Annotated in this window: 15 protein-coding genes and 1 other annotated feature; of the genes, 5 read left to right on the forward strand and 10 right to left on the reverse strand. The window is 35.8% G+C overall.

Features of this window, described 5'->3' with window-relative positions; genetic code table 11:
* Window positions 1-513 precede the first annotated feature (513 nt).
* A complete protein-coding gene (locus BKP45_RS03850; RefSeq protein ID WP_071388420.1) occupies window positions 514-2,532 on the reverse strand; it encodes a methyl-accepting chemotaxis protein in 2,019 nt (672 codons plus the stop codon).
* A gap of 662 nt (window positions 2,533-3,194) precedes the next feature.
* Window positions 3,195-4,577 (reverse strand): glycine--tRNA ligase, encoded by a 1,383-nt coding sequence (locus BKP45_RS03855; RefSeq protein WP_071388421.1) that lies wholly within the window; start codon window positions 4,575-4,577, stop codon window positions 3,195-3,197.
* Between the two features lie 124 nt (window positions 4,578-4,701).
* Window positions 4,702-4,880, reverse strand: a binding site (T-box leader).
* Between the two features lie 156 nt (window positions 4,881-5,036).
* Here BKP45_RS03855 and BKP45_RS21405 point away from each other — a divergent pair.
* Complete coding sequence (locus BKP45_RS21405) at window positions 5,037-5,213, forward strand: YfhD family protein (protein WP_139193733.1); 177 nt, start codon at window positions 5,037-5,039, stop codon at window positions 5,211-5,213.
* A gap of 132 nt (window positions 5,214-5,345) precedes the next feature.
* Here the strand turns inward: BKP45_RS21405 and BKP45_RS03860 are convergent, their stop codons facing one another.
* The 6 genes from BKP45_RS03860 to BKP45_RS03885 form a co-directional block, all read right to left on the reverse strand.
* On the reverse strand, window positions 5,346-6,797 hold the full coding sequence (locus BKP45_RS03860; RefSeq protein WP_071388422.1) for a glycoside hydrolase family 32 protein: 1,452 nt from the start codon (window positions 6,795-6,797) through the stop codon (window positions 5,346-5,348).
* Window positions 6,798-6,801: 4 nt separating this feature from the next.
* Window positions 6,802-7,749 carry an aminoimidazole riboside kinase gene (locus tag BKP45_RS03865; RefSeq protein WP_071388423.1) on the reverse strand — a complete coding sequence of 316 codons (948 nt, stop codon included), beginning with the start codon at window positions 7,747-7,749 and terminating at the stop codon, window positions 6,802-6,804.
* A 137-nt stretch (window positions 7,750-7,886) separates the two neighbouring features.
* Window positions 7,887-9,263, reverse strand: coding sequence for a sucrose-specific PTS transporter subunit IIBC (locus tag BKP45_RS03870; protein WP_071388424.1), 1,377 nt, complete (start codon window positions 9,261-9,263; stop codon window positions 7,887-7,889).
* A gap of 218 nt (window positions 9,264-9,481) precedes the next feature.
* Complete coding sequence (gene pgmB / locus BKP45_RS03875) at window positions 9,482-10,177, reverse strand: beta-phosphoglucomutase (protein WP_245747378.1); 696 nt, start codon at window positions 10,175-10,177, stop codon at window positions 9,482-9,484.
* Window positions 10,178-10,457: 280 nt separating this feature from the next.
* A complete protein-coding gene (locus tag BKP45_RS03880; protein WP_071388426.1) occupies window positions 10,458-11,948 on the reverse strand; it encodes a DEAD/DEAH box helicase in 1,491 nt (496 codons plus the stop codon).
* Between the two features lie 523 nt (window positions 11,949-12,471).
* On the reverse strand, window positions 12,472-14,130 hold the full coding sequence (locus BKP45_RS03885; protein ID WP_071388427.1) for a glutamine--tRNA ligase/YqeY domain fusion protein: 1,659 nt from the start codon (window positions 14,128-14,130) through the stop codon (window positions 12,472-12,474).
* A 438-nt stretch (window positions 14,131-14,568) separates the two neighbouring features.
* Here BKP45_RS03885 and BKP45_RS03890 point away from each other — a divergent pair, with 438 nt between their 5' ends.
* The gene (locus BKP45_RS03890) at window positions 14,569-14,862 is read left to right on the forward strand and encodes an MTH1187 family thiamine-binding protein (RefSeq protein WP_071388428.1); all 294 of its coding nucleotides are present in this window, start codon (window positions 14,569-14,571) and stop codon (window positions 14,860-14,862) included.
* Window positions 14,863-15,253: 391 nt separating this feature from the next.
* Complete coding sequence (locus BKP45_RS03895; protein ID WP_071388429.1) at window positions 15,254-17,167, forward strand: triple tyrosine motif-containing protein; 1,914 nt, start codon at window positions 15,254-15,256, stop codon at window positions 17,165-17,167.
* A gap of 256 nt (window positions 17,168-17,423) precedes the next feature.
* On the opposite strand, the gene BKP45_RS03900 is transcribed toward BKP45_RS03895, so the two are convergent.
* Window positions 17,424-17,996: a DUF6944 family repetitive protein gene (locus BKP45_RS03900; RefSeq protein WP_407639582.1), complete on the reverse strand. Its 573-nt coding sequence runs from the start codon at window positions 17,994-17,996 to the stop codon at window positions 17,424-17,426.
* Window positions 17,997-18,229: 233 nt separating this feature from the next.
* Between BKP45_RS03900 and BKP45_RS03905 the strand changes: the two genes are divergently transcribed.
* Window positions 18,230-18,544: a (2Fe-2S) ferredoxin domain-containing protein gene (locus BKP45_RS03905; protein WP_084787584.1), complete on the forward strand. Its 315-nt coding sequence runs from the start codon at window positions 18,230-18,232 to the stop codon at window positions 18,542-18,544.
* Window positions 18,545-19,004: 460 nt separating this feature from the next.
* Here BKP45_RS03905 and aroQ read toward each other — a convergent pair whose 3' ends face one another.
* Entirely contained in the window at window positions 19,005-19,457 is a 453-nt protein-coding gene (gene aroQ, locus BKP45_RS03910) for a type II 3-dehydroquinate dehydratase (RefSeq protein ID WP_071388431.1), read from the reverse strand.
* A gap of 220 nt (window positions 19,458-19,677) precedes the next feature.
* On the opposite strand from aroQ, the gene BKP45_RS03915 reads away from it, so the two are divergent.
* On the forward strand, window positions 19,678-21,558 hold the full coding sequence (locus BKP45_RS03915) for a glycoside hydrolase family 15 protein (RefSeq protein ID WP_071388432.1): 1,881 nt from the start codon (window positions 19,678-19,680) through the stop codon (window positions 21,556-21,558).
* Window positions 21,559-21,873: the final 315 nt, after the last annotated feature.

The following is a 21,873-nucleotide window of genomic DNA, read 5'->3' on the forward strand; positions in this document are numbered from 1 at the left end:
TTATCTTTGAATTCCATCCTACTTCATCAAAATATAAGTATTACTTACTTTCTCTAGGTGTTTTTGAAAGCGTTTTAAAATCAAGGCTATTCAGGAAGTCAAAGACTTGGTTACCTTCATTTTTCTCCTTTATCATAATTGTATTTCTTACTTTGAATTTTACTACAACCCCTTATTTTTAAAAGGGGAATCTGCGGTTAAATATTGACATTTGTTTTACGAATTATTGAAGCATTTTTATCCTATATTCCTACCCTAAAATCTTTGCCTCTATACTTAGTTTCTTTCATAAAGTTTGATTAACAATCATTATTTTTCAAAAAAAGATGCCTAACTCACACATACAATTCAAAGAAATGTATGTGTGATGTTAGACACCCAATACCTATTAATAATTTGAGAGAATTTCATCATTCGTTAATTGAGTGACACCAAATTATACTTGATGAAAACGCACCGTTTCAATTTGGTATCAATTTCAGTTGCATCAAGCCTACAATTAATTACAAAGTATTAAACTTTAAACTTAGCAATAATCTCTTGTAAGCTTTGAGCTAAGTTTGATAACTCTTCGCTGGCTCGTGATATATCTTCAATAGATGCTGTTTGTTCTTCCATTGTTGCTGAAACCTCTTCAGTTGAAGCTGAATTTTCCTCAGCAATAGCAGAAAGGCTTTGTAATGTATCTACGATATCATCTTTCATTTTGTCGATTTCTTGACTCGATCTATTTAAATTTTGAACAGCATTTTCTGCTTCTTTCATCGCATCTGAAATCGTTACGTACTTTTGTTTCGTTTCCTTCACGCTTACTTCTTGTTCCTTTAATATTACAGAGACATTCCCCATCACTTTGACTGCATCGTTTGAATTAAGTTGCAATTCCTTTACAACCTCATCAATAATTTTTGTAGAGTTCGATGATTGCTCTGCTAATTTACGAATTTCATCTGCAACTACCGAAAATCCTTTACCAGCTTCCCCAGCACGCGCTGCTTCAATTGCTGCATTTAATGCTAATAAGTTCGTTTGCTCTGCAATGGCTGCAATCACACTACTTGCTTCACCAATTTTTTTTGCACTATCATTTGTTTTAAGAATTCCTGTTTCAACCTCTTTTGTTGCTTTAGAGCTTTCAACGGAAATATTCATTAAGTTGTCAATTTCAACTAAGCCTTCACCGACATGAATAAATACCTTTTCTGATGCTTCGTTTAGCTCTTTTAAGTATATTTGATCTTTGGCTACAGTATCCCCTAACAAGAATGCTTTTTCAGAACCTTCTTCCGTATTCAATGCTTGGCTAGATGCACCACTAGCTATTTCAGCAATTGTTTGTGCTATTTCCTCAACTGAACTTGCTGACTGCTGTGAAGTAGCTGTAAGCTGTTCTGATGAAGCTGAAACATTCTCAGCAGACTTCGTAATATCAACAATAACCGTTCTTAAATTATCTGTAATCGACTGCAAAGCGACTGATAGCTTACCGACTTCATCTCTTTTCTTACTTAAATTATCAGGTACATCTTTCGTTAAATCTAAATCTGCTACATGTTGAGAATGCTTAATGATTTTAATAATTGGAGAAGTAATTGATGAACCTATGAAAAAAGTAATGACAATACTAATAATAAAAATAATAACCGACACAAAAATTATTGCCCACTGTAACCTAGGTATGGCCCCTAAAACTTCGTCTTCTACAGCTGTTATAACTAAAGACCAATTCGTACCTTCAATCGGTGCAAACGCAACATATAAATGCTCACCATTATAACGGTAATCATCTATTCCTCTTTTCTCATCTAGAATTCTAGAAAAAACATGAGCAACCTCTTGAAGAGATTCATCAACTCCTACTTCTTCTAGAGGATTAAATTGACCGGTAACCATTTCTCGATTCGGGTGAGCCAAAATCGTTCCATTTTCGTTTATGATATAAGCATACCCTTGTTCGCCATAGCTCATCTCATCTACGATATTGTTTAAAAAGTTGGCCTCTCCTACCGCTACTAAAACCCCAGTAATTTCGTTGTTAAAATACATGGGGACAGACTTTACGATAATCATGTCACCATTGTCATCACGATTAACACTTATAGCAGGTGGCATAATTTGCCTTTGCCCTTGAAGTGAGTTTTGATAATACTCTCGTTCCTTCACATTTACAATTTCATTATTTATTCCATAACTATCAGACAAATACAAATTTCCATTCAAATCGGCTACCCCAAGCCTTATATAATCACTTTCCTCCGCTTTTTCTAACAAAATAGCCATTTTTGAGGACAATTCTTCTTCGGGATTACTTAATACAGTTAAATTTGTTAACCCTTCTAAATAGCGAAATTCACCTTCAAAACGACTTTCCGTTAAAGAAGCTCCTTCGGAAACTAGTGATTGTAACGCCTCTTCCGCTTCTTCTACAATTAATTTACTAGCATTTCTTAACGTTAAAAATCCTGTAGAAATCGAAATTAATAAAATTAACACTGAAAAATAAACGATTAGCCTTGTTTTAATACTTTTCATCTTCAAAACCTACTTTCGCTAATAAATTCAATCACAGTTCTCTTTTTCATTATATTTTAATAGAAAACAAGTTTCAACAGAGTCATTAGGGAAAAACTGGGTCAAACTCTTGATATTTGGATAATTTGATCTATTAAACAGAAATAAATTCTACATATCATGAAATTTACTACACGTTCAAATGTTATATCAGAATAACAAATGCGCTATAGTAGTTTAGCGTTACAATAGACCAAAGTCTACCTCAACACCGCGTTTTAATATAGAAAATTAGAAGTGTACCACTCTATTAATCACAAAATAATACTTTTGTAATATCGACTTTCTTCTACAATTTTCACCAATCTTCGTAACAAATTCAATGAAAAAAACGAGTTCGGATATTTAATCCAAACTCGTTTTTTTAGCTTGCAGATTTCTTTGTCTAGCTTCAGTGCCTACGAGCTTGGTCTCTTCTCTACTTTTCGGAAGCCAAAAAACGGCTTCTGTCAAAGTAGCTCCAGCGACTCTCGCTCGTGATCAAGGCGCTTGCGCTTTTCTTTGGCTAGCTTCAGCGCCTACGAGCTCAGTCACTTCATTCCTTTTCGGAAGCCAAAAAGCGGCTTCTGTCAAAGGTCTTCCAGTGCCTCTCGCTCGTGATCAAGGCGCTTGCGCTTTTCTTCTTAAAATTGGATTTTTTCTTCTAAGAAGCTTTTTAACTCGACGATTGGTACACGTGTTTGTTCCATTGTATCACGGTCACGTACTGTTACCATTTGATCTGTTTCTGAATCAAAGTCATAGGTGATACAGAAAGGTGTCCCAATTTCATCATGACGGCGGTAGCGTTTCCCGATAGAACCAGCTTCATCGTAATCAACCATGAAATATTTCGCAAGTTCACCAAATACTGAACGCGCGTTTTCAGATAATTTCTTTGATAAAGGAAGAATTGCGGCTTTGTAAGGTGCTAATGCTGGATGTAGTCGCATTACTGTTCGGCTCGTTCCATCTTCAAGAGCTTCTTCATCGTAAGCATCAACTAAGAAAGCTAATGTTACACGGTCTGCCCCTAATGAAGGCTCAATACAATACGGAATGTAACGCTCGTTTGTTTCTTGGTCAATGTATTGAAAGTCCTCACCGGAAAATTCCATGTGCTGTTTTAAGTCATAATCTGTACGGGAAGCTACACCCCAAAGCTCTCCCCAACCAAATGGGAATTTATATTCAAAGTCAGTTGTAGCGTTACTGTAATGAGAAAGCTCATCATCCGAATGGTCACGCATACGTACATTTTCTTTTTTCATTCCAAGTCCATTTAACCATTTATCTGCTTCTTCTTTCCAGAAATCAAACCATTTTAACTCTTCACCAGGTTTACAGAAAAATTCAAGTTCCATTTGTTCAAACTCACGTGTACGGAACGTAAAGTTACCAGGTGTAATTTCATTACGAAAACTCTTACCAATTTGGCAAATTCCAAATGGAAGCTTTTTACGCATCGTCCTTTGCACATTTTTAAAGTTGACAAAAATTCCTTGCGCTGTTTCTGGACGTAAAAAGATTTCGTTTGAACTCGATTCTGTTACACCTTGGAATGTTTTAAACATTAAGTTAAATTGACGAATTGACGTATAGTCTAGCTCTCCACATTCAGGACACGCAATTTCATGCTCTTGAATTAATTGTTCCATTTTTTCAAATGGTAGTCCGTCAACAACGATTTCCATTCCTTTTGCTTCAAGAGCATTTTCAATAATTTTATCAGCACGATGTCTTGCTTTACATTTTTTGCAGTCAATCATCGGGTCATTGAAGTTACCGATATGACCAGAAGCTTCCCAAGTTCTAGGATTCATTAAAATAGCTGCATCAAGACCAACATTGTATGGAGATTCTTGAACAAATTTTTGCCACCAAGCTTTTTTTACATTATTTTTTAATTCTGTTCCAAGCGGGCCGTAATCCCACGTATTAGCAAGACCTCCGTAAATCTCTGACCCAGGAAAAATAAATCCACGATGCTTTGCATGCGCAACAATTTGATCCATTGTTTTCGTCATTTTTACTACACTCCCTAAATTATAAAATTTTTATTTTTTTATAAAGCCTAAATGATAAGACGTCTCTTCATCATATGCTTAAACATACGAAACACAAAAAGCTCTCGTCCCTAGGCTTTATTAGCCTAGGGACGAGAGCTTACTCCCGCGGTTCCACCCTAGTTGGCATGAGAAACTCCATACCCACTTTATCGTAAAAACTCCAGACTGCCGTTTCACTAAATCCCTTCACTAGGCTCACACCACCCCTAGCTCGCTAAAGAAGCTACTATTTAGCTACTATACGTCTATCAACGTTTGATATTCATTTAATTTGTTGATTATCATACCAAATTTTGAAAGCTTACGTCAAACTTATTTTGTCATTTTCTCTAAAAAATATACATTTGTCACAGTTTTTTCGATACATAACCTTTTTCTCTGTAAGAAAAAATAGTTAAGAGAAAGGAGATGAGACAAATGGGTAGAGCAAGAAAACAAAAAGCACGTGACAAAAATAAACAAAGCTTACCACAAACTCCGAAAAAAGATATCGCCACTACTGACGATGATCTAGAGTTTGCTAAAGAGCTCGACGATCGCTACCAGTTCGAATCACAACCTGGTTTTGGGCCCCTTGGAGTAAACAGAAAATAAGCTTTATGATGGGGGTGTCCCAAAACAAAGTTTCAGACACCGTATCACAACTATATTTAGACGGATAATAAAACTGAACCTATGTATAGTAGTATACTCGTGGTGTCTGACACTCTTGGGACACCCTCGTCTCTATTTTAGAAGGTCCCACTTTTTCACTGTACAAATAGTCGTACCGTTTTCTGCTTTAAATAAAAGTTCCTTGTCGTTTTGACTTGGGAAGATACGTGCAGTGAAGACTTCTTCACCCTCGTTTACGAACACCTCAATTGAAGATGTATCTAAAAAGATGCGTAACTCCTTTAATTCAGATAGTTGGCATTGTCTTTTCTCTGTACCTTGTTTCGCATAGGAATTTCGCTCTAATGTTAAAGTTTGTTCATTAAAATCATAAATAAGTCGAGCTTCATTTCTAATGCTGATCTCAAAACTTTCCGCTGCATGATCTTTCATTTCAACGACTAATTCGACTACATCGCCATTCACGTCAGCAAAACTTATACTTTCTTCTGAAATTTCCACTCCCGTATGAATCACACCATTTTTTCTTAGCTGTTTTAACTCTTCAGGTGGCTTTTGATATAGCTTTTCACCCTTTAGTACAAGCTCACGAGGAAGTGTCATCGCATGTACCCATTTATACTCAATCGTAGGCTGTTTATCTTCGTCTTGGTCAGGCACACCCATCCAAGCAAACATCAATCTACGACCTTTTTCATCAACAGTTGTTTGAGGTGCGTAAAATTCAAAACCGCGATCAAGTTCTATAAACTCTCCGTGTTCCATCTTTGCTGTTTCATAATTGAGCTTGCCAACAAAATAGCCAGATTGGTACACATTGTTATAAAGCATCCCTTCAGGCTCTAACCCTTGTGGAGAAACAACGAGCACCTCTTTATCTTCTAAACGAAATAGATCGGGACATTCCCACATGTAACCAAAATCACCTAACTGTTCACTGTGAGAACCTGTGATATCGCCAAGGCATCTCCAATCGTTCAAGTCCTTTGAGCTAAGTAAAGCAGCTTTCCCTTGTAAATCCATACTTTGAGCACCAACAATCATGTACCATAGACCTTCATGCTGCCATACCTTTGGATCACGAAAATGAGGAGTGTAACCTTCAGGAAGATTGACAACAACACCTTTTTTCTCAAAATGGAACCCATCTTCACTCTCAGCTAGACACTGATAGGTTTCACGATTTCCTTCTTCATCCTTTACATTACCTGTATAAAACAGCTTCATCTTCCCGTCAGCTTCTACCGCACTCCCGGAATAACAGCCATTTTTATCGAACCAATCACTCGGTGTAAGGGCAATTTCATCATGTGTCCAATTAACAAGATCACTAGATGCATAATGACCCCAAAATTTAGCACCATGACCCGTATTAAAGGGATTCCATTGATAAAATAAATGATATACGCCTTTAAACTGAATAAAGCCATTAGGATCATTTAATAAACCCACAGGTGCCATTAAGTGATATTGCAGTCGATGGTAATCACTTTCTACTTGATCTTTATACTTTTCTACTTCTTCATAGGCTTGAGATCGTAGTTGTAAATCTTTATTTGTCATATCATTAGCCCCTTAAAATCTTTTCCACTTCACTAAATGTAGGCAGTGCAGTCATTGCACCTTTTGTAGATGCAGCTAGTCCACCTGAAACGCTTGCAAAACGAGCAACTTCCTTCGCCTCTTCTAATGTCATGTTTTTAACACCATCTTCACGTTTCTCTAGGTTATATAAAATTCCAGATACAAATGCATCACCCGCACCTGTAGTATCCACTGCATTGACTTTCATTGCCTCAACGTGCGCTTTTTCTCCATGTAAAAAGATATAGCTACCTTCTGAACCTAAGGTAATTAAAATCAATGGAATTTTATATTGCGAAAGAGCTGCAACACCTTTATCAATGTCTTTTTCACCTGTAATAAATTCAAGCTCTTCTTCAGATATTTTTAAAACATCCGCTTGCCCTAACATTGAAATAATGGTTTCGCGTGCAACTTCTTCATTTTCCCAAAGACCTAAACGTAAGTTAGGGTCGTACGATACAATCATTCCATTTTCCTTTGCTAACTGAACAGCCTTCTTTGTTGCTGATTTGGAAGGTTCGCTAATTAAGCTGATTGAGCCAAAATGAAGAACTTTGTTTGTTTGAAAAAGACGCTCATCTAAGTCAGACTCTGATAAAAAGCGATCTGCACTAGGATCAATATAAAAATCAAAGCTTCGCTCACCATCTTCTGCAAGAGTAACAAATACCGCTCCAGTTCTTACTTCTTTTGTGAAGAACATTTGATCCGTTATCACTCCAAAGCTTTGTAACGTTTCCTCTAAAAAATGCCCTAATACATCATCACCTACTTTTCCTAAAAAAGTAGAATCTGTACCTAAGCGAGCAATTCCAACAGCAACATTGGCTGGTGCGCCACCTGGACTTTTTATGTAAGTTAAATTTGTGTGATCCATTGGAATAAAATCGATTAATGCTTCCCCAAGACTAATAACACCTTTTTTCATTTACTCATAACCTCCCATATAATAATTAAACGTATAATTTTTTGCTAACTTTTAGGCGTGTGCCTTAGCTTTTATTATACTTCTGAAAAATATAATAGAAAAGATCAGGTAAGCCAAATTACCTGACCTTTCCTCAATTATTCCTCTTCTTTAAATCCTAATATCCATGTTGCAACAAACGCACCTACTAAGGCAATCGCTAGACCAACTAAATAATTAATTAAATTAGCTGTGCCTAATGGTGATACAATTGCAACCATTGGAATTCCTGTTAGGCCATATGCATTTGCGACTACGTTTGTAAATACCACATACGCACCACCTAGTGCTCCACCAATTAATGCACCAATAAACGGTCTGCGGTAACGAAGGTTAACCCCGAAAATAATCGGTTCAGTAATACCTAAAAATGCCGATAACGCTGATGGTAGGGCAATTTCTTTTGTTTTCGCACGTTTTGTTTTGAAAAACACGGCAAGACCCGCGCCACCTTGTGCAATGTTTGCCATCGACCAAATCGGAAGTAAATAGTTCACACCAATACTTGCAATTAACCCTGCTTCAATGGCATGGAAAGAGTGATGAACACCAGTTATAACGATTAATGAATAGGTTCCACCGAAAAGAAGACCAGCAAAAAATCCACCGTAGTTATAAACAAAGTTTAAAATGGTTGTTATACCGTCACCAACAAAATTTCCTAACGGACCAAGAATAATTAATGCAAAAAAGCCAGTTACAATAACGGTTACAAACGGCGTTACAATTAAATCAATGGCATTTGGAACCACTTTGCGTAGCCCTTTTTCAACTTTACTCATAAAATAAACGGCAAGTAATACAGGAATTACTGTTCCTTGATAACCAATCATAGCAATATCAAAACCTAAAAAGTTCAGATAATCTGGTTCTACAGTTCCTTGTGCCCATGCATTTAATAATGCTGGATGCGTCATAATTCCACCGATAACTGCTCCTAAATAAGCGTTTGCACCAAATTCTTTAGCAGCACTTACCCCAATTAAAATCGGTAAAATGATAAAAGCAGCACTAGAGAACATATCGAGTAAAACAATTAACGAGCTATCTGGAGCAACCCATTGGAATGTTCTTAACATCCCTAACAACCCCATTAACAAACCACTAGCTACAATAGCAGGAATGATGGGTACAAAAATATTTGATAGCGTTTTAGCAAAACGAGCGATTGGATTCATTTTTTGTTTAATTGCATCTTGATGATCGGTTTTACGATCTTCATTGTCTAAATCAGCTTCCTTAGCAAATGCAGCATATACTTTATTCACTGCACCAGTTCCAAAAATAATTTGGAATTGACCTGAACTTAAAAATGCTCCTTTGACGCCGTCAATATTTTCAATCTCCGACTTATTGGCTTTTTGGTCGTCACTTAAAACGATACGTAGTCGTGTGGCACAATGTGTCGCACTTACTATGTTTTCTTTTCCACCTAATAATGGTAGAAGTTGTTTCGCGATTTCGCGGTCATTCATGTTACATTCTCCTTTTTTTGTTTATTTTGTCAAAAAAACTATGATTACATACAAAATATCATCTGTTTTATTATCACCATTATGAACAAAAAAGACCTAAAATATATAAAAGGGAAAAATAGGTAGACTTTACCCCTTTACATATTTTAGGTCTTGCCTGCATAATCAGTCACAATCCTACAATATTCGACTTGTCTTCCTGAATTTAATCATAGAATCTACTTAGTTGTCAACAGCTTAACGGATGGTTTGTTTTCCCATTCGTGTAATAATCGGTTTAATGTAATTTCATCTGTACTCATAACTCGCCAATCTGCTTTTCTCATTGCTTCGTGTTCTCCTACACCAATCGAGAACATATCTGTTTGAAGAATTCCCGTTAATCCTGCTTCTCCATCTTCTATCGCTACACAATTAATCGGTTTGACATTAAGAAGATTTGCTGCGGTTAAGAAGATCTCGGGATCAGGTTTCCCATTATTAATTTTCTTAATATCGACAATAATATCGAGATATTTTCTTACATCTAATTTATCTACCACTTCAAATGCGTTTGAGCTAGCTGATGCTAAAGCCGTTTTTATTTGTTTCTCTTTTAATTCTATTAAAAAATCAACCATACCAGGTAGTACGTCCTTACTCGAAAAAGTTGTTATTTTTTCGAGATAATAATGACTTCGACGATCACCCAATTCACGGATTTCTTCCTCAGAATAATCTTTGAATTTATCACCTAACATAATCTCAACTTGTTTATAACGATTTAGCCCTTGTACCTTTTGATTTAGTTCACGATCATAAGGTATATTAATTTCGTCGGCTAGGCGCTTTCCTGCGTGATAGTAGTGCTCAACTGTATTAGCAATGACACCATCTAGATCAAAAATAACTGCCTGTAATGCTCGGTCTCTCACTGTATCACCCTTTCTAATTTCTATCATACCAAATATATAGATAATTTTTCCACAAATTTTAAATCTTACTAGCAGAAAACGAACTTTTACTTGCGTTTTTGAAAAACTTCTTCTGCTTATTAGTGTTCATCAATTAATACCTCATTTGTTTAGGAAGACAATTGAGCAGAATTTATCTTACTAATTGTAGGACAGAGATTCCGCGTTAGAAATTTATAAATTCTTACCTTTTAACCTTTTAAAAAAAAAAGCTAACCCACCTAGGTTAGCTTTCGCACTCTTATACCTTATTCTTTTTTTGTTGTCTTTTTTTATAACTGCGTTCTGAATTATTACGTGACGGACGTCCATCTCCATCTTTTCGATTGCGGCTTCGATTTCGATCACGATCGCGATCGCGGCCACGGTCTCTTCTGTCACCTTTTTTTCCATCAAACTTCGCTTTTTTCGCTCTTAACGGAGCTTCTCCTGTTATTTTAACAGGTGTCGTATTCGGTTCCTTCGTTAACATTTTTAAAGCAGCAGAAACTATTGTTACCGAATCATGTTCATCCAATAATTGCTCAGCACTGTTTTTATAGGATTTGAAGTCATTTTGTTCGATTGTTTCTAACAATTTATCAATTGTCAAACGCTGCTGCCCTTCAATCGCTTCTGCAAATGTAGGTACAGCACGGCGAGTAATTTTACGATTTGTCATTTTTTCAATTGACTTTAAGTGATCTATTTCTCTTGGAGTAACAAACATTAATGCCATACCTGTTTTTCCGGCACGACCAGTTCGCCCAATACGGTGAACATAGCTTTCTGGATCTTGTGGGATATCAAAATTATACACGTGAGTTACACCACTAACATCAATTCCACGTGCTGCTACGTCTGTTGCTACAAGTACTTCAATCGTTGATTCCTTGAATTTTCGAATAACACTATCACGCTTTGCTTGGTTTAAATCACCGTGAATACCTTCAGCAATATAACCACGCTTTAGTAATGCCTCTGAAAGTTCATCAACGCGACGCTTCGTACGACCAAAAATAATGGCAAGTTCTGGTGACTGAATATCTAACATACGGCAAAGTACATCAAACTTTTGCTTTTCCGATACTTCCATATATTGTTGGTCAATATTCTCAACTGTCATTTCTTTTGCTTTGACTGTAATAAACTCAGGTTCTTTTAAAAACTTTTGTGATAAAGCTTGGATACGTTTTGGCATCGTTGCAGAGAAAAGCAACGTTTGGCGTGTTTCAGGAACTTCTGCCAAAATTGTTTCAATGTCTTCAACAAACCCCATGTTTAACATTTCATCCGCTTCGTCAAGAACGACTATGTTTATTGATTGTAGACGAATTGTTTTACGGCGCATATGGTCCATAAATCGTCCTGGTGTTGCAACAATAATTTGCGGTCTTTGTTTAAGCGCTCGAATTTGTCGACCGATGTCTTGTCCGCCATAAATCGGTAATGATTTTACCCCTTTATGTTGACCAATTTTATTTAATTCTTCCGCAATTTGTACTGCTAATTCCCTTGTAGGTGTTAATACAACTGATTGAATTCCCTCTTCACTGATATCCGCTTTTTCAATAAGTGGTATACCAAATGCTGCTGTTTTACCTGTACCTGTTTGGGCTTGCCCAACCAAGTCCTTTCCATCAATTGCCGTTGGGATCGTCTGTGCTTGAATTGGTGTTGCTTCCTCAAATCCCATATCTGATATTGCACGAATAATTTGGTGGTCTAACCCAAAATCATAAAAAGTTGCCAAATTTCATTTCTCCTTTTAACTATATTTATCCCTTCTGACGAGCGGTATAAGAGGTTGACTTTAAGATTTCACTAAAATAGTGAAATCCTGACTAAAACTAATTAAATATCATCAAAAATTTTAGTGGCTATAAAATTATAATGCCCAGATTTAGCGCACTTACCAACTGAGAAATTTTTCTCTATCAAAGTCAACCCCATAACCGCTCATTAGAAACGATTGTTTCTAAGTCTGTGTTGCCACGTTTTGGCTCATTGTCCAAAAAATTGTACTTAATTAATCACAATAATGTTTGCAACTTATCTATCTTACTACTTTTTAGCAATTAAATAAAGGTTTAGTTTTATTTATTAAGTAAAACTACATTTTATAGTTCAATTTTAAGGAGTTGGGATTATGAATTACAAAGTGGCAAGCTTGAAGCAAAGAGCTCACTATCTTATAAGAGTGCAAATAATAATCAATCGAAATTGAAATGCACAAAAACACACGTGCACCTAAAAATGCACGTGTGTTTTCTTAACTATAACTTAAACGAACTTTTCAAAGAAACAATACGATTAAAAACAACCTTTTCGGCTGTCGTATGTTTTTTATCTACGTTAAAGTATCCGTGTCTAAAAAACTGGAATTTGTCGTTTGGTTTTGCTTCTCCCATATTTGGTTCTATATAACCTTTCAAAACTTCTAATGAATTCGGATTTATTTTCTCAAGGAAGCTTTTATCTTCCCCTTCATCGCCTGCATCGTCTAAAATTAATGGTTCGTATAAACGAAATTCAGCTTCTTTAGCATTTGTTGCTTCTACCCAGTGAAGTGTTCCTTTTACTTTTCTCCCTGTGAAACCAGTACCACTTTTTGTCTCAGGATCGTACGTGCAACGAAGCTCTATAACATTTCCTTCTTCGTCTTTTATGACTTCCTCACATTTAATAAAGTATGCATGCTTTAGGCGAACTTCATTTCCTGGGAATAGACGAAAGTACTTTTTCGGTGGATCTACCATAAAGTCATCTTGTTCAATGTAAATTTCACGTGAAAATGGAATTTGACGTGTTCCCATTTCTTCATTTTCCGGATTAATCTCTGCGTCAAGCATTTCTACTTGACCTTCTGGATAATTCGTTATAACTACTTTTAATGGTTTTAAAACAGCCATCGTTCTAGGTGCTTTTAATTTTAAATCTTCACGAATAAAATGCTCCAACATTTGCTCATCAACCGTACTAAATGCTCGAGCAACACCTATTTCACGACAGAAATTACGAATAGCATCAGGAGTATACCCTTTTCTTCGTAAACCAGAAATCGTCGGCATTCTCGGATCATCCCAACCATCGACTATGTTTTCATCAACCAATAACTTTAATTTTCGTTTACTCATAACTGTATTCGTTAAGTTTAGGCGAGCAAATTCGTATTGCCTTGGCGTTGCTTCCATCTCACAATGTTCAATGACCCAATCATAAAACGGACGTTGATCCTCAAACTCCAAAGTACAGATTGAATGCGTCACACCTTCGATGGCATCTTCCAATGGATGAGCAAATGTATACATCGGATAAATACACCACTTATCACCCGTATTGTGGTGAGTAGCATGAGATATACGATAAATAACCGGATCTCTTAAATTAATATTTGGCGAAGCCATATCAATTTTGGCACGAAGTACCTTCTCTCCGTTTTTAAATTCACCATTTTTCATACGTTCAAAAAGATCTAGATTTTCTTCAACAGAACGAGTTCTAGAAGGACTTTCTTTTCCTGGCTCTGTTAACGTACCACGATAAGCTCTTATTTCTTCTTGAGATAAATCTTCAACGTAAGCTAGTCCCTTTTTAATAAGTAGAACTGCTCGTTCATACATTTCATCGAAATAATTGGATGCGAAAAATAGTCCGTCCCAATCATACCCTAACCATTTTACATCTTCTTTGATTGACTCAACGTATTCTACATCCTCTTTTAGTGGATTCGTATCATCAAACCGTAAATTTGTACGCCCTTTAAACTCATCAGCGAGTTCAAAGTTTAATACGATCGATTTTGCATGTCCAATATGTAAGTATCCGTTCGGCTCAGGAGGAAAACGGGTAACGATTTCATCATGTTTTCCGCTTTTTATGTCTTCTGCCACAATATGTTTGATAAAGTTAGAACTATTCGATTTATTCTCCACTTTTGACCAACCTTTCTCCAGTCTCTAATATAGTAATTATTAGTAGTTATATCATAAAAATGCAAATATATCTATGCGTCTATTGTGTCTGAGTCATTAGTAGAATAAACGTATTTTGCACAACCAATTTTATTTTATCTGAATGAAACTCAAAATCAAAAAAAATGGTCGACTTAAATCTATATCTAATGTTACGAATGGTCAAACATAATATAGTAATTAATGGTGAAAATAATAATTCCAATATTCATGAATGTTAACTTCATTTGCGACATTGGAACTAATTGAACTATAGAATATCTGTTTTATTAAATTAATATGTTAAAAATCAAAAGCACAACCAAATTACAATAAAAGGATTGTTTATTTACACCAGAAAAGTCCAAGCTAAACTTAGGTTTCGACCAAACCATACTATAATCATGAGGAGTGTATATTATGCCCATACTTGAAATTAGCGTTGTACCTGTAGGTTCAAATTCACCAAGCTTCAGTAGTAATGTTTCAAAAGCTGTCGAAGTTATTCAACAAAAAGGTCTCAACTATCAGGTAACTCCTACCGCTACCGTTATCGAAGGAAGCATTGACGAACTTATGGATGTAGCCAAACAAATTCACAAAAATGAAATTACGAATGGAACTCAACGAGTCGTTACCAATATTTGTATTGACGATCGAATAGATAAACCAATGACATTAGAACATCAAATTGAAGCTGTCGAACATTCCTAAAAGACACCAGAGCGTTTATCCTCAGTCTACTGGCGAGTCCCTTAGCTAGACGTTCGATAAGCATTGTTTGTGCAACAAGTGACCAAGATGATAAGCGATCAAGCTATACAAATTTGTAAGAAAACGATAAATTACCGCAACTTTTTAATTAAAGCTTCAAAAATCCCTAAAAGTCGTGAAAACTTTTAGGGATTTTTGAATATTTTAAGCCAGTAAAAACTGATTTTCGGTTCGTATTCCTTACGAAAACCTATCAATAGCACACTTTTGTTAGTGTCGAAAAATTTCCAGTAAACAAGCCCTATTTTTTTACATTTATTTTCATCGTAATCAATTACACTTTTTTTATAGTACAAATCTACTAAATTTCAGTGTAATGACGGGGTGAATGATGAAAAAATTAAGCTGCTTTATACTACTAATCTTTTTTCTTCTAGTTGGCGGTTCTCATACGTTGGCCAACAGTAACCAAATGATTATTATTAATAAAAACACAAATCAACTTGCTTACTATAATCAAGGAAAGCTAGAAAAGACATTTAAAGTAGCAACTGGTAGACAAAATAGTTATACTCCTGAAGGAAAATTTAAAATAGTAAACAAAATAAAAAATCGCCCTTATTATAAACAGAACATCCCTGGAGGACATCCATCAAACCCATTAGGCGACCGGTGGTTAGGGATAAACGCAAGAGGAACGTACGGTACTACATATGCTATACATGGCAACAATAACCCAAAGTCAATTGGTACATACGCTAGTGCTGGCTGTATTCGAATGTATAATGACGAAATCCGTTGGCTATTTGATCGAGTGGCAGTAAATACACCTGTCATTATTACTACCTCAAAACAAAGTTTACATCAAATCGCTTTAGCAAATGGATATGCTTTTGAAAGTAAAGTCAATAAACTCTCGGTAAGCAAAAGTAGCCCTCAGCCTACTAATGCTTCCGTTTCTGTAAGCGCATCCGTTTCAAGTGGTTCAAATACATTATATAAGTTCATGGTTCATGACGGAAAAAAATGGTCTACTATTCGTGATTTCTCTTCTACAAATAAAGTAAATTGGCAACCTAAAAGTGCTGGTAATTATAAATTAAAAGTGCAAGTAAAAAATAAAAACTCTAAAAGGAAGTTTGAGGATGAAAGGGTTTTAAACTACACTGTTTACCAACCAGCAAAGGCTAACTCATTAGCTGTTAATAAAGTTAGTCCTCAGCCAAGTAATACAACAATAAATTTAACTGCACAATCGAACAACAATACAAATAATCAATTTAAATTTTCTTTTTTTGATGGGAAAAAATGGGTAGATATACAAAAGTATTCTTCAAATAACAAAGCTACATGGAAGCCAACAAAAGCCGGGAACTACCAAGTTCGAGTCCAAGTGAAGAATAAGCACTCAAAGAAAAGTTTTGATAGTGAGCGAATCATTAACTACACTGTTTTCAATGAAGCTAAAATCAATACTCTTTCTTTTAATCATGCAACTCCACAACCGATCAATAAAGATATAACAATTACCGCTCAATCGAATGATAATTCAAATAATCGCTTTAGATTCTTAGTTTTTGACGGTCAAAAGTGGGTGACGATTCAAGACTTCTCGACTAAACGTACAGTCTCTTGGAAACCTGCCAAAGCAGGCGCATACCAAATTAAAGTTCAAGGAAAACATAGAAACTCTAAGAAGGCATTTGATCATGAAAAAGTTATGACCTATAACGTTTTCCATGAAGCTACATTAAGTGATATTTCTTTAAACCCTGTCAGTCCACAACCAACGGATACAAACATAACAATTACTGCACAATCTAATGATAACTCTAACAATCACTTTAAATTTTTAATTTTTGACGGTCAGAAATGGGTAACGATTCAGGATTTCTCTTCTAAACGTTCTACCTCTTGGAAACCGTTGAATGCTGGCGATTATCAAATTAAGGTTCAAGTAAAACATAAGCATTCAAAGAAAAACTTTGATCATGAACAAATCATCAGTTATACCGTTTACGATCCAGCAAAGATCGTAGCTTTCAATATGGATAGAGAAAGTCCGCAATTTATTAATAATGAAATACATTTTACAGTGAATTCCCATGATCCAAGCAACCACCTTTATAGATTTTCAATATTTGACGGCTCAAGTTGGGATGTTGTTCAAGATTACTCACCAAACAATAATTACAGATGGGTACCAATCTCAGAAGGTACTTATACAATTAAGTCTGAAGTAAAACATAAAAATTCTACTCACCCATTTGATGATAGTGAAGAAATAATTTTTACGATTGAATAAAAATGAACGCCGCATTCCCCTTCAAATTTTGCGTCTGCAATTAGTTGGAGAGCTTCACTAAGAGAAGCAAGAGAACTCGTTCTAGCAACGCTCGAACATCGGAAATCCAGATGGAGTCTCAACTCCACCTAAATGGAAGTTCCCACCTACGCTACGCTTAGAGGTGGGGTTCTATGACCCTGAAGTTCAAATCAGTTTGATCAACAAATTGTATAAACAGTAAAAGCTGCATTATCTCATTATTGATAAGCAGCTTTTACTGTTTATTTTCTTTAATTAAATCCTTTGTTATCACAACAGCATTTAAATTCGCTCCTAATGCTTGGATAATAGCCCCAATTGTTATAATCGGTTGACCTTCCTTTTCTTTTTCATTTAAATCATAAATGCCACCAATTGCTTCAAGTCCCGCCCCAAAACCTTGCATGGCATTCCCAAAAGAAAGAATATCTTCTCCGGCAAGCTTATCAGCTACAGCACTCATAGATGCCCCCATAGACTGCAAGGACGCACCAAGGATTTCAAGACGAGCGGTATCCTCATCACTTTCTTTATCTTTATACTGCAAATAGGCTGCATAAGAAGACGTTGCAGCCCCTGCACCGTCAATCCAATCACCGACAAAGTTCAAAGGGGCATCGATTGTTTCCAATCCACCTAACGTTGCACCTACGGCTTGTATCCCCTCTCCTATGGCAACTAGCTTATTATTTACTTCATTTAACCCAACCAATTCTCGTACTTCAGCAATTGCTGCAACAATCGTTCCAATCGCTATCAACCAGGACCCTATTAAAACATGGCTATTTAAATTATTTTCGTTCTCCATCACCTCAAAAAAACCCCTGTCTGTCAAAATACATGATATACCTTATTTTTATTCCTTTACTGTAACCAAAGTTCGCAAAAAGCTAATAAATGGCCGTACATACTTATAGATAATCTCACAAGGATATTGATTGTTTCATGACAATCACAGTATTACTAACTTTTTTTCCGCCCATGTATGTATAATTTTTTCAAGCAAGTCAGTTTCTTCATTAATTCGTTAGGGGTGATCATATGAATATGAGATTAAAACAGTTAAAAAGGCATCTCTTTTTTTGCGGGAGTGAACACTGTAATGGACAGCAAGTTGAGGAGGTGATGGATGCATTTAAAGAGCAACTTGTAGAGCATAGTATATATAAAGAAGTAAAATTAAATAAGACTAGCTGTCTTGGACTATGTGGAAATGGCCCATTTACACTTGTCTATCCTGAGGGGATATGGTATTACAACCTTACCCCTGAAGATGTTCCTCGGATTGTAGAAGAACATTTTATTGACGGTGAGCCAGTTGAAGAACTAATAATGCTAAAGCTAGAAAACGAGTAAATTTTCGTTACACTTTGATATATCTATTTTAGTGAAATAAGGGTGTCCTAAAACAAAGTGTCAGACACCGTATTATAACTATATATAGACGAACGTTAAAATCGAACCTCTGTATATAGTTGAATACGTGTTGTGTCAGACCCTTTTGGGACACCCTCATTATATGTAAGAGTAATTCCCCTTAAATTTTACATATTAGACTATTGTTTTACTTAAGGCCACTTGTTGTCGGTATGGCAACTAGTAGGACATCTTTTGTAATACTTTTAATTAAAATTATGTGCTTAGAGATTACCTTTTTTCTCAACATCATTAACTTTCTTAGTTAGTAATGACAATAAATTCAACTTACTATTTACTATATTGATAAAATTTATCTTGAAATTCCGTAATCGATTTCAATAAATGAAAACAGAAGTAAGACACTTAATCTTACTCCTGTTTTATCACAGATTTTACTTTACTCAACACTTTTTTGAACGATAAGATTTTTAGCAGCTCTAAGCGCAAGAAGGTAGCTATCAAAACCAAAACCACAAATAACACCTTGAGCAATATCTGAGAATACAGAATGGTGTCTAAACTCATCTCTAGCATGAACATTTGACATGTGGATTTCGATAAAAGGTACTTCAAGTATATCTAAAGCATCTCTAATCCCATAGCTATAATGCGTCCAAGCTCCTGCATTGATAATTACTGCATCAACCTTATCAAAATACCCTTGGTGAATACGATCAACCATTTCACCTTCACAGTTTGTTTGGAATGTTTCTAATTCAATGTCTAGTTCCTTTGCGAGGTCTTCCATGTTTTGATTAATTTCATCAAGTGTAATCGTTCCATACATTTTCGGGTTTCTTTTTCCAAACATATTGTGGTTAACACCATGTAACATTAATACTTTTTTCATTTAATAAAGCCCCCAAGAGTTTTAAATATAAGCTATTCTCATTATTTATATTACTCCTATTTTAATACATGAGACAAATAAATCCAATTACGATTTAGAATCCTACCACCCCCACCTCAAAACGTCATAAAAAAAAACAAAAAATATTTCTACCCTACTTCAACCAGTCATATGATAAACCTAAGCGATATATTTTTTGTAAGGGAGAGTGCTTAATTTAATGAAATACTTCATTGGTAAAAACCAAGATAACCATGCTCCAATTTCTAATGGTAATGTTTTAGCTTGGATCCAACAGTATGATATCGGTTGTCTGCCAGTCGATAAAATAAGCCAATTCTTTTTTCCAAATTTCGATCTCTCAAGCGCAATGTTTGATACTCCTGGATCCTACGTACTTGCGAAAGATCATAATGAAAAAATTTGGTATGACCCGTATGGAATGGTAAAAGAAAAGTTAGGTCAAATTGGTGAAATTATCTCATTAAACAATACTCAATACATCAATGGCTATGGAGTGTATGAAGTAGTTTCTCATAAAGGAAATACGGTTGTCAGAACGAAAACATGGGCTCCCCCTTCCCAAAATTCTCTTATACGTTCAATCGAAGTAAAGACACTTCGAAACAACGCTTCAAAAGCGACAATCTTTCCAGTCGTTCATCTTAAAAATGTCGTACAAAGAATCGGTAATATCTTCATTTCGAGAATTTCTGAAAATCAATGGCTCGCCACAACTGTTTCACCAACTGCTGCAGGAATAACTGGTGAGGTTCCAATAGCTGTCACCACAGGGCCGGTTACCATTTTTGAACATAGTTTAATACCCGTACCGTTAGTTTTTACGATTCCTGATCAAACGATTCCACATCAAAATTATAGTCAGCCAGTTTATCAAATATTTGCTGCTGGTACAACGAAAGATGCAGCCATTCAACAATTAAACGAAACGTTACGAACAATAAGACAAAGTGAACGTCAGACATTACAAGCTTGGGAAGCTTGGTATCGTGAAACCATTGATATCGGTGAACTTCCACCACCCCTTGACTACTACTGGAAACTTAGTAACACCGTTGCCAAGATGAGTATGCAAAAAGATGGCACTCCCATTATTATTGGCTTTAGGCCCTATCAAGGAAACGTATGGATCCGTGATAGTTTATGGATCGCTTCTACTTTAGCGCTCTCAGGACATTACGAAGATGCAATTCATGCTTTGTATGCAACATTAAGTTATTTAATCGAGCGTCCTGATGGCAACTATTATTTTGCATACAATGTCGTGACTCGTTTACCGAACGAGCATGCTTTTGAAAATGATACGACAGGATTAATTTTATATGGAATTTGGCAGGTTTGGTCTTTAGTGAAAGATCGTACAATTATACAAGATTTGTGGCCGATTATTCATCAGTCTACGAACTGGATTTTAACTAATCGAGATGCTAGTGGTTTAATATTTCCTGATGCAGGCATTTGGGAAACATTTGGCCCACATTTAGGTGAAGACTTTGAGCATATGACATGGACATCCGCTATTTCATCATATGGTTTATTGAAGGCAGCTGAAATGGCAGAAGCTATTGGCGAAAATGAAAAAGCTATTCAATTTAGACAAGGCGCTTTTGAATTACTGCAGGCAATTGGTAGAAACAATGTCCATAATGGAATCGTATGCCGATCTAAAGAAACAAAATTATTGGATGCTTCCGTCAGTTTATTTTTCTCTGAATTCCCGCTTTTTCCAAAGGAATGGCGTGCTCCTACGTTAAGAGCTATTGAAGAAAGGTTACAAGATCCTTTTATTGGTGGAATTTGGCGACATGAAAGCTTAACAACAGAAGAAGGCGATTTAAAACCGTGGACTGGGCCTACATTTTGGTTTGGTGAAGCTTTGTTAGCCAACCAAGAAGTAGACAAAGCTTGGAGCTATTTTGGTCACAATTATAATAACAGTGCATTTTGTGGATTATTACCGGAGTTACTCTATAGTAAAGGGCGTGCTAGAGGTATTGGAATGCCTAGTTACTCTCAATCAGGCGTTATTCGATCTTTGCTTCTCTATAACAATCTATTTCACAGAAGCGATTTGTCTTAACTTATCTTTAGAAAAATATATGAAAAGGGTGTTCTAAAACAAAGTGTCAGACACTTTGTTTTAGAACGCCTCTTCGCTTTATCACGGCAAAATCAGATATTGACAATTACCCAAATGAGAAAGAAACTAACTAAGATATTCATGACATATCAATGACAATATCATTAAAAGGAAAGCAACAATTAGTGAAGGAAGTGTAATGTTAAAAACCACCCTTCCTAACGTGCCACCGTCACTTTCCTTAAGAACGTTTGACTACTTTAACATATAACCTAACCCAATGAAAAAACCTCTCAAATTTGAAAGGTTTTCAAA

This window comes from Anaerobacillus alkalidiazotrophicus (assembly GCF_001866055.1).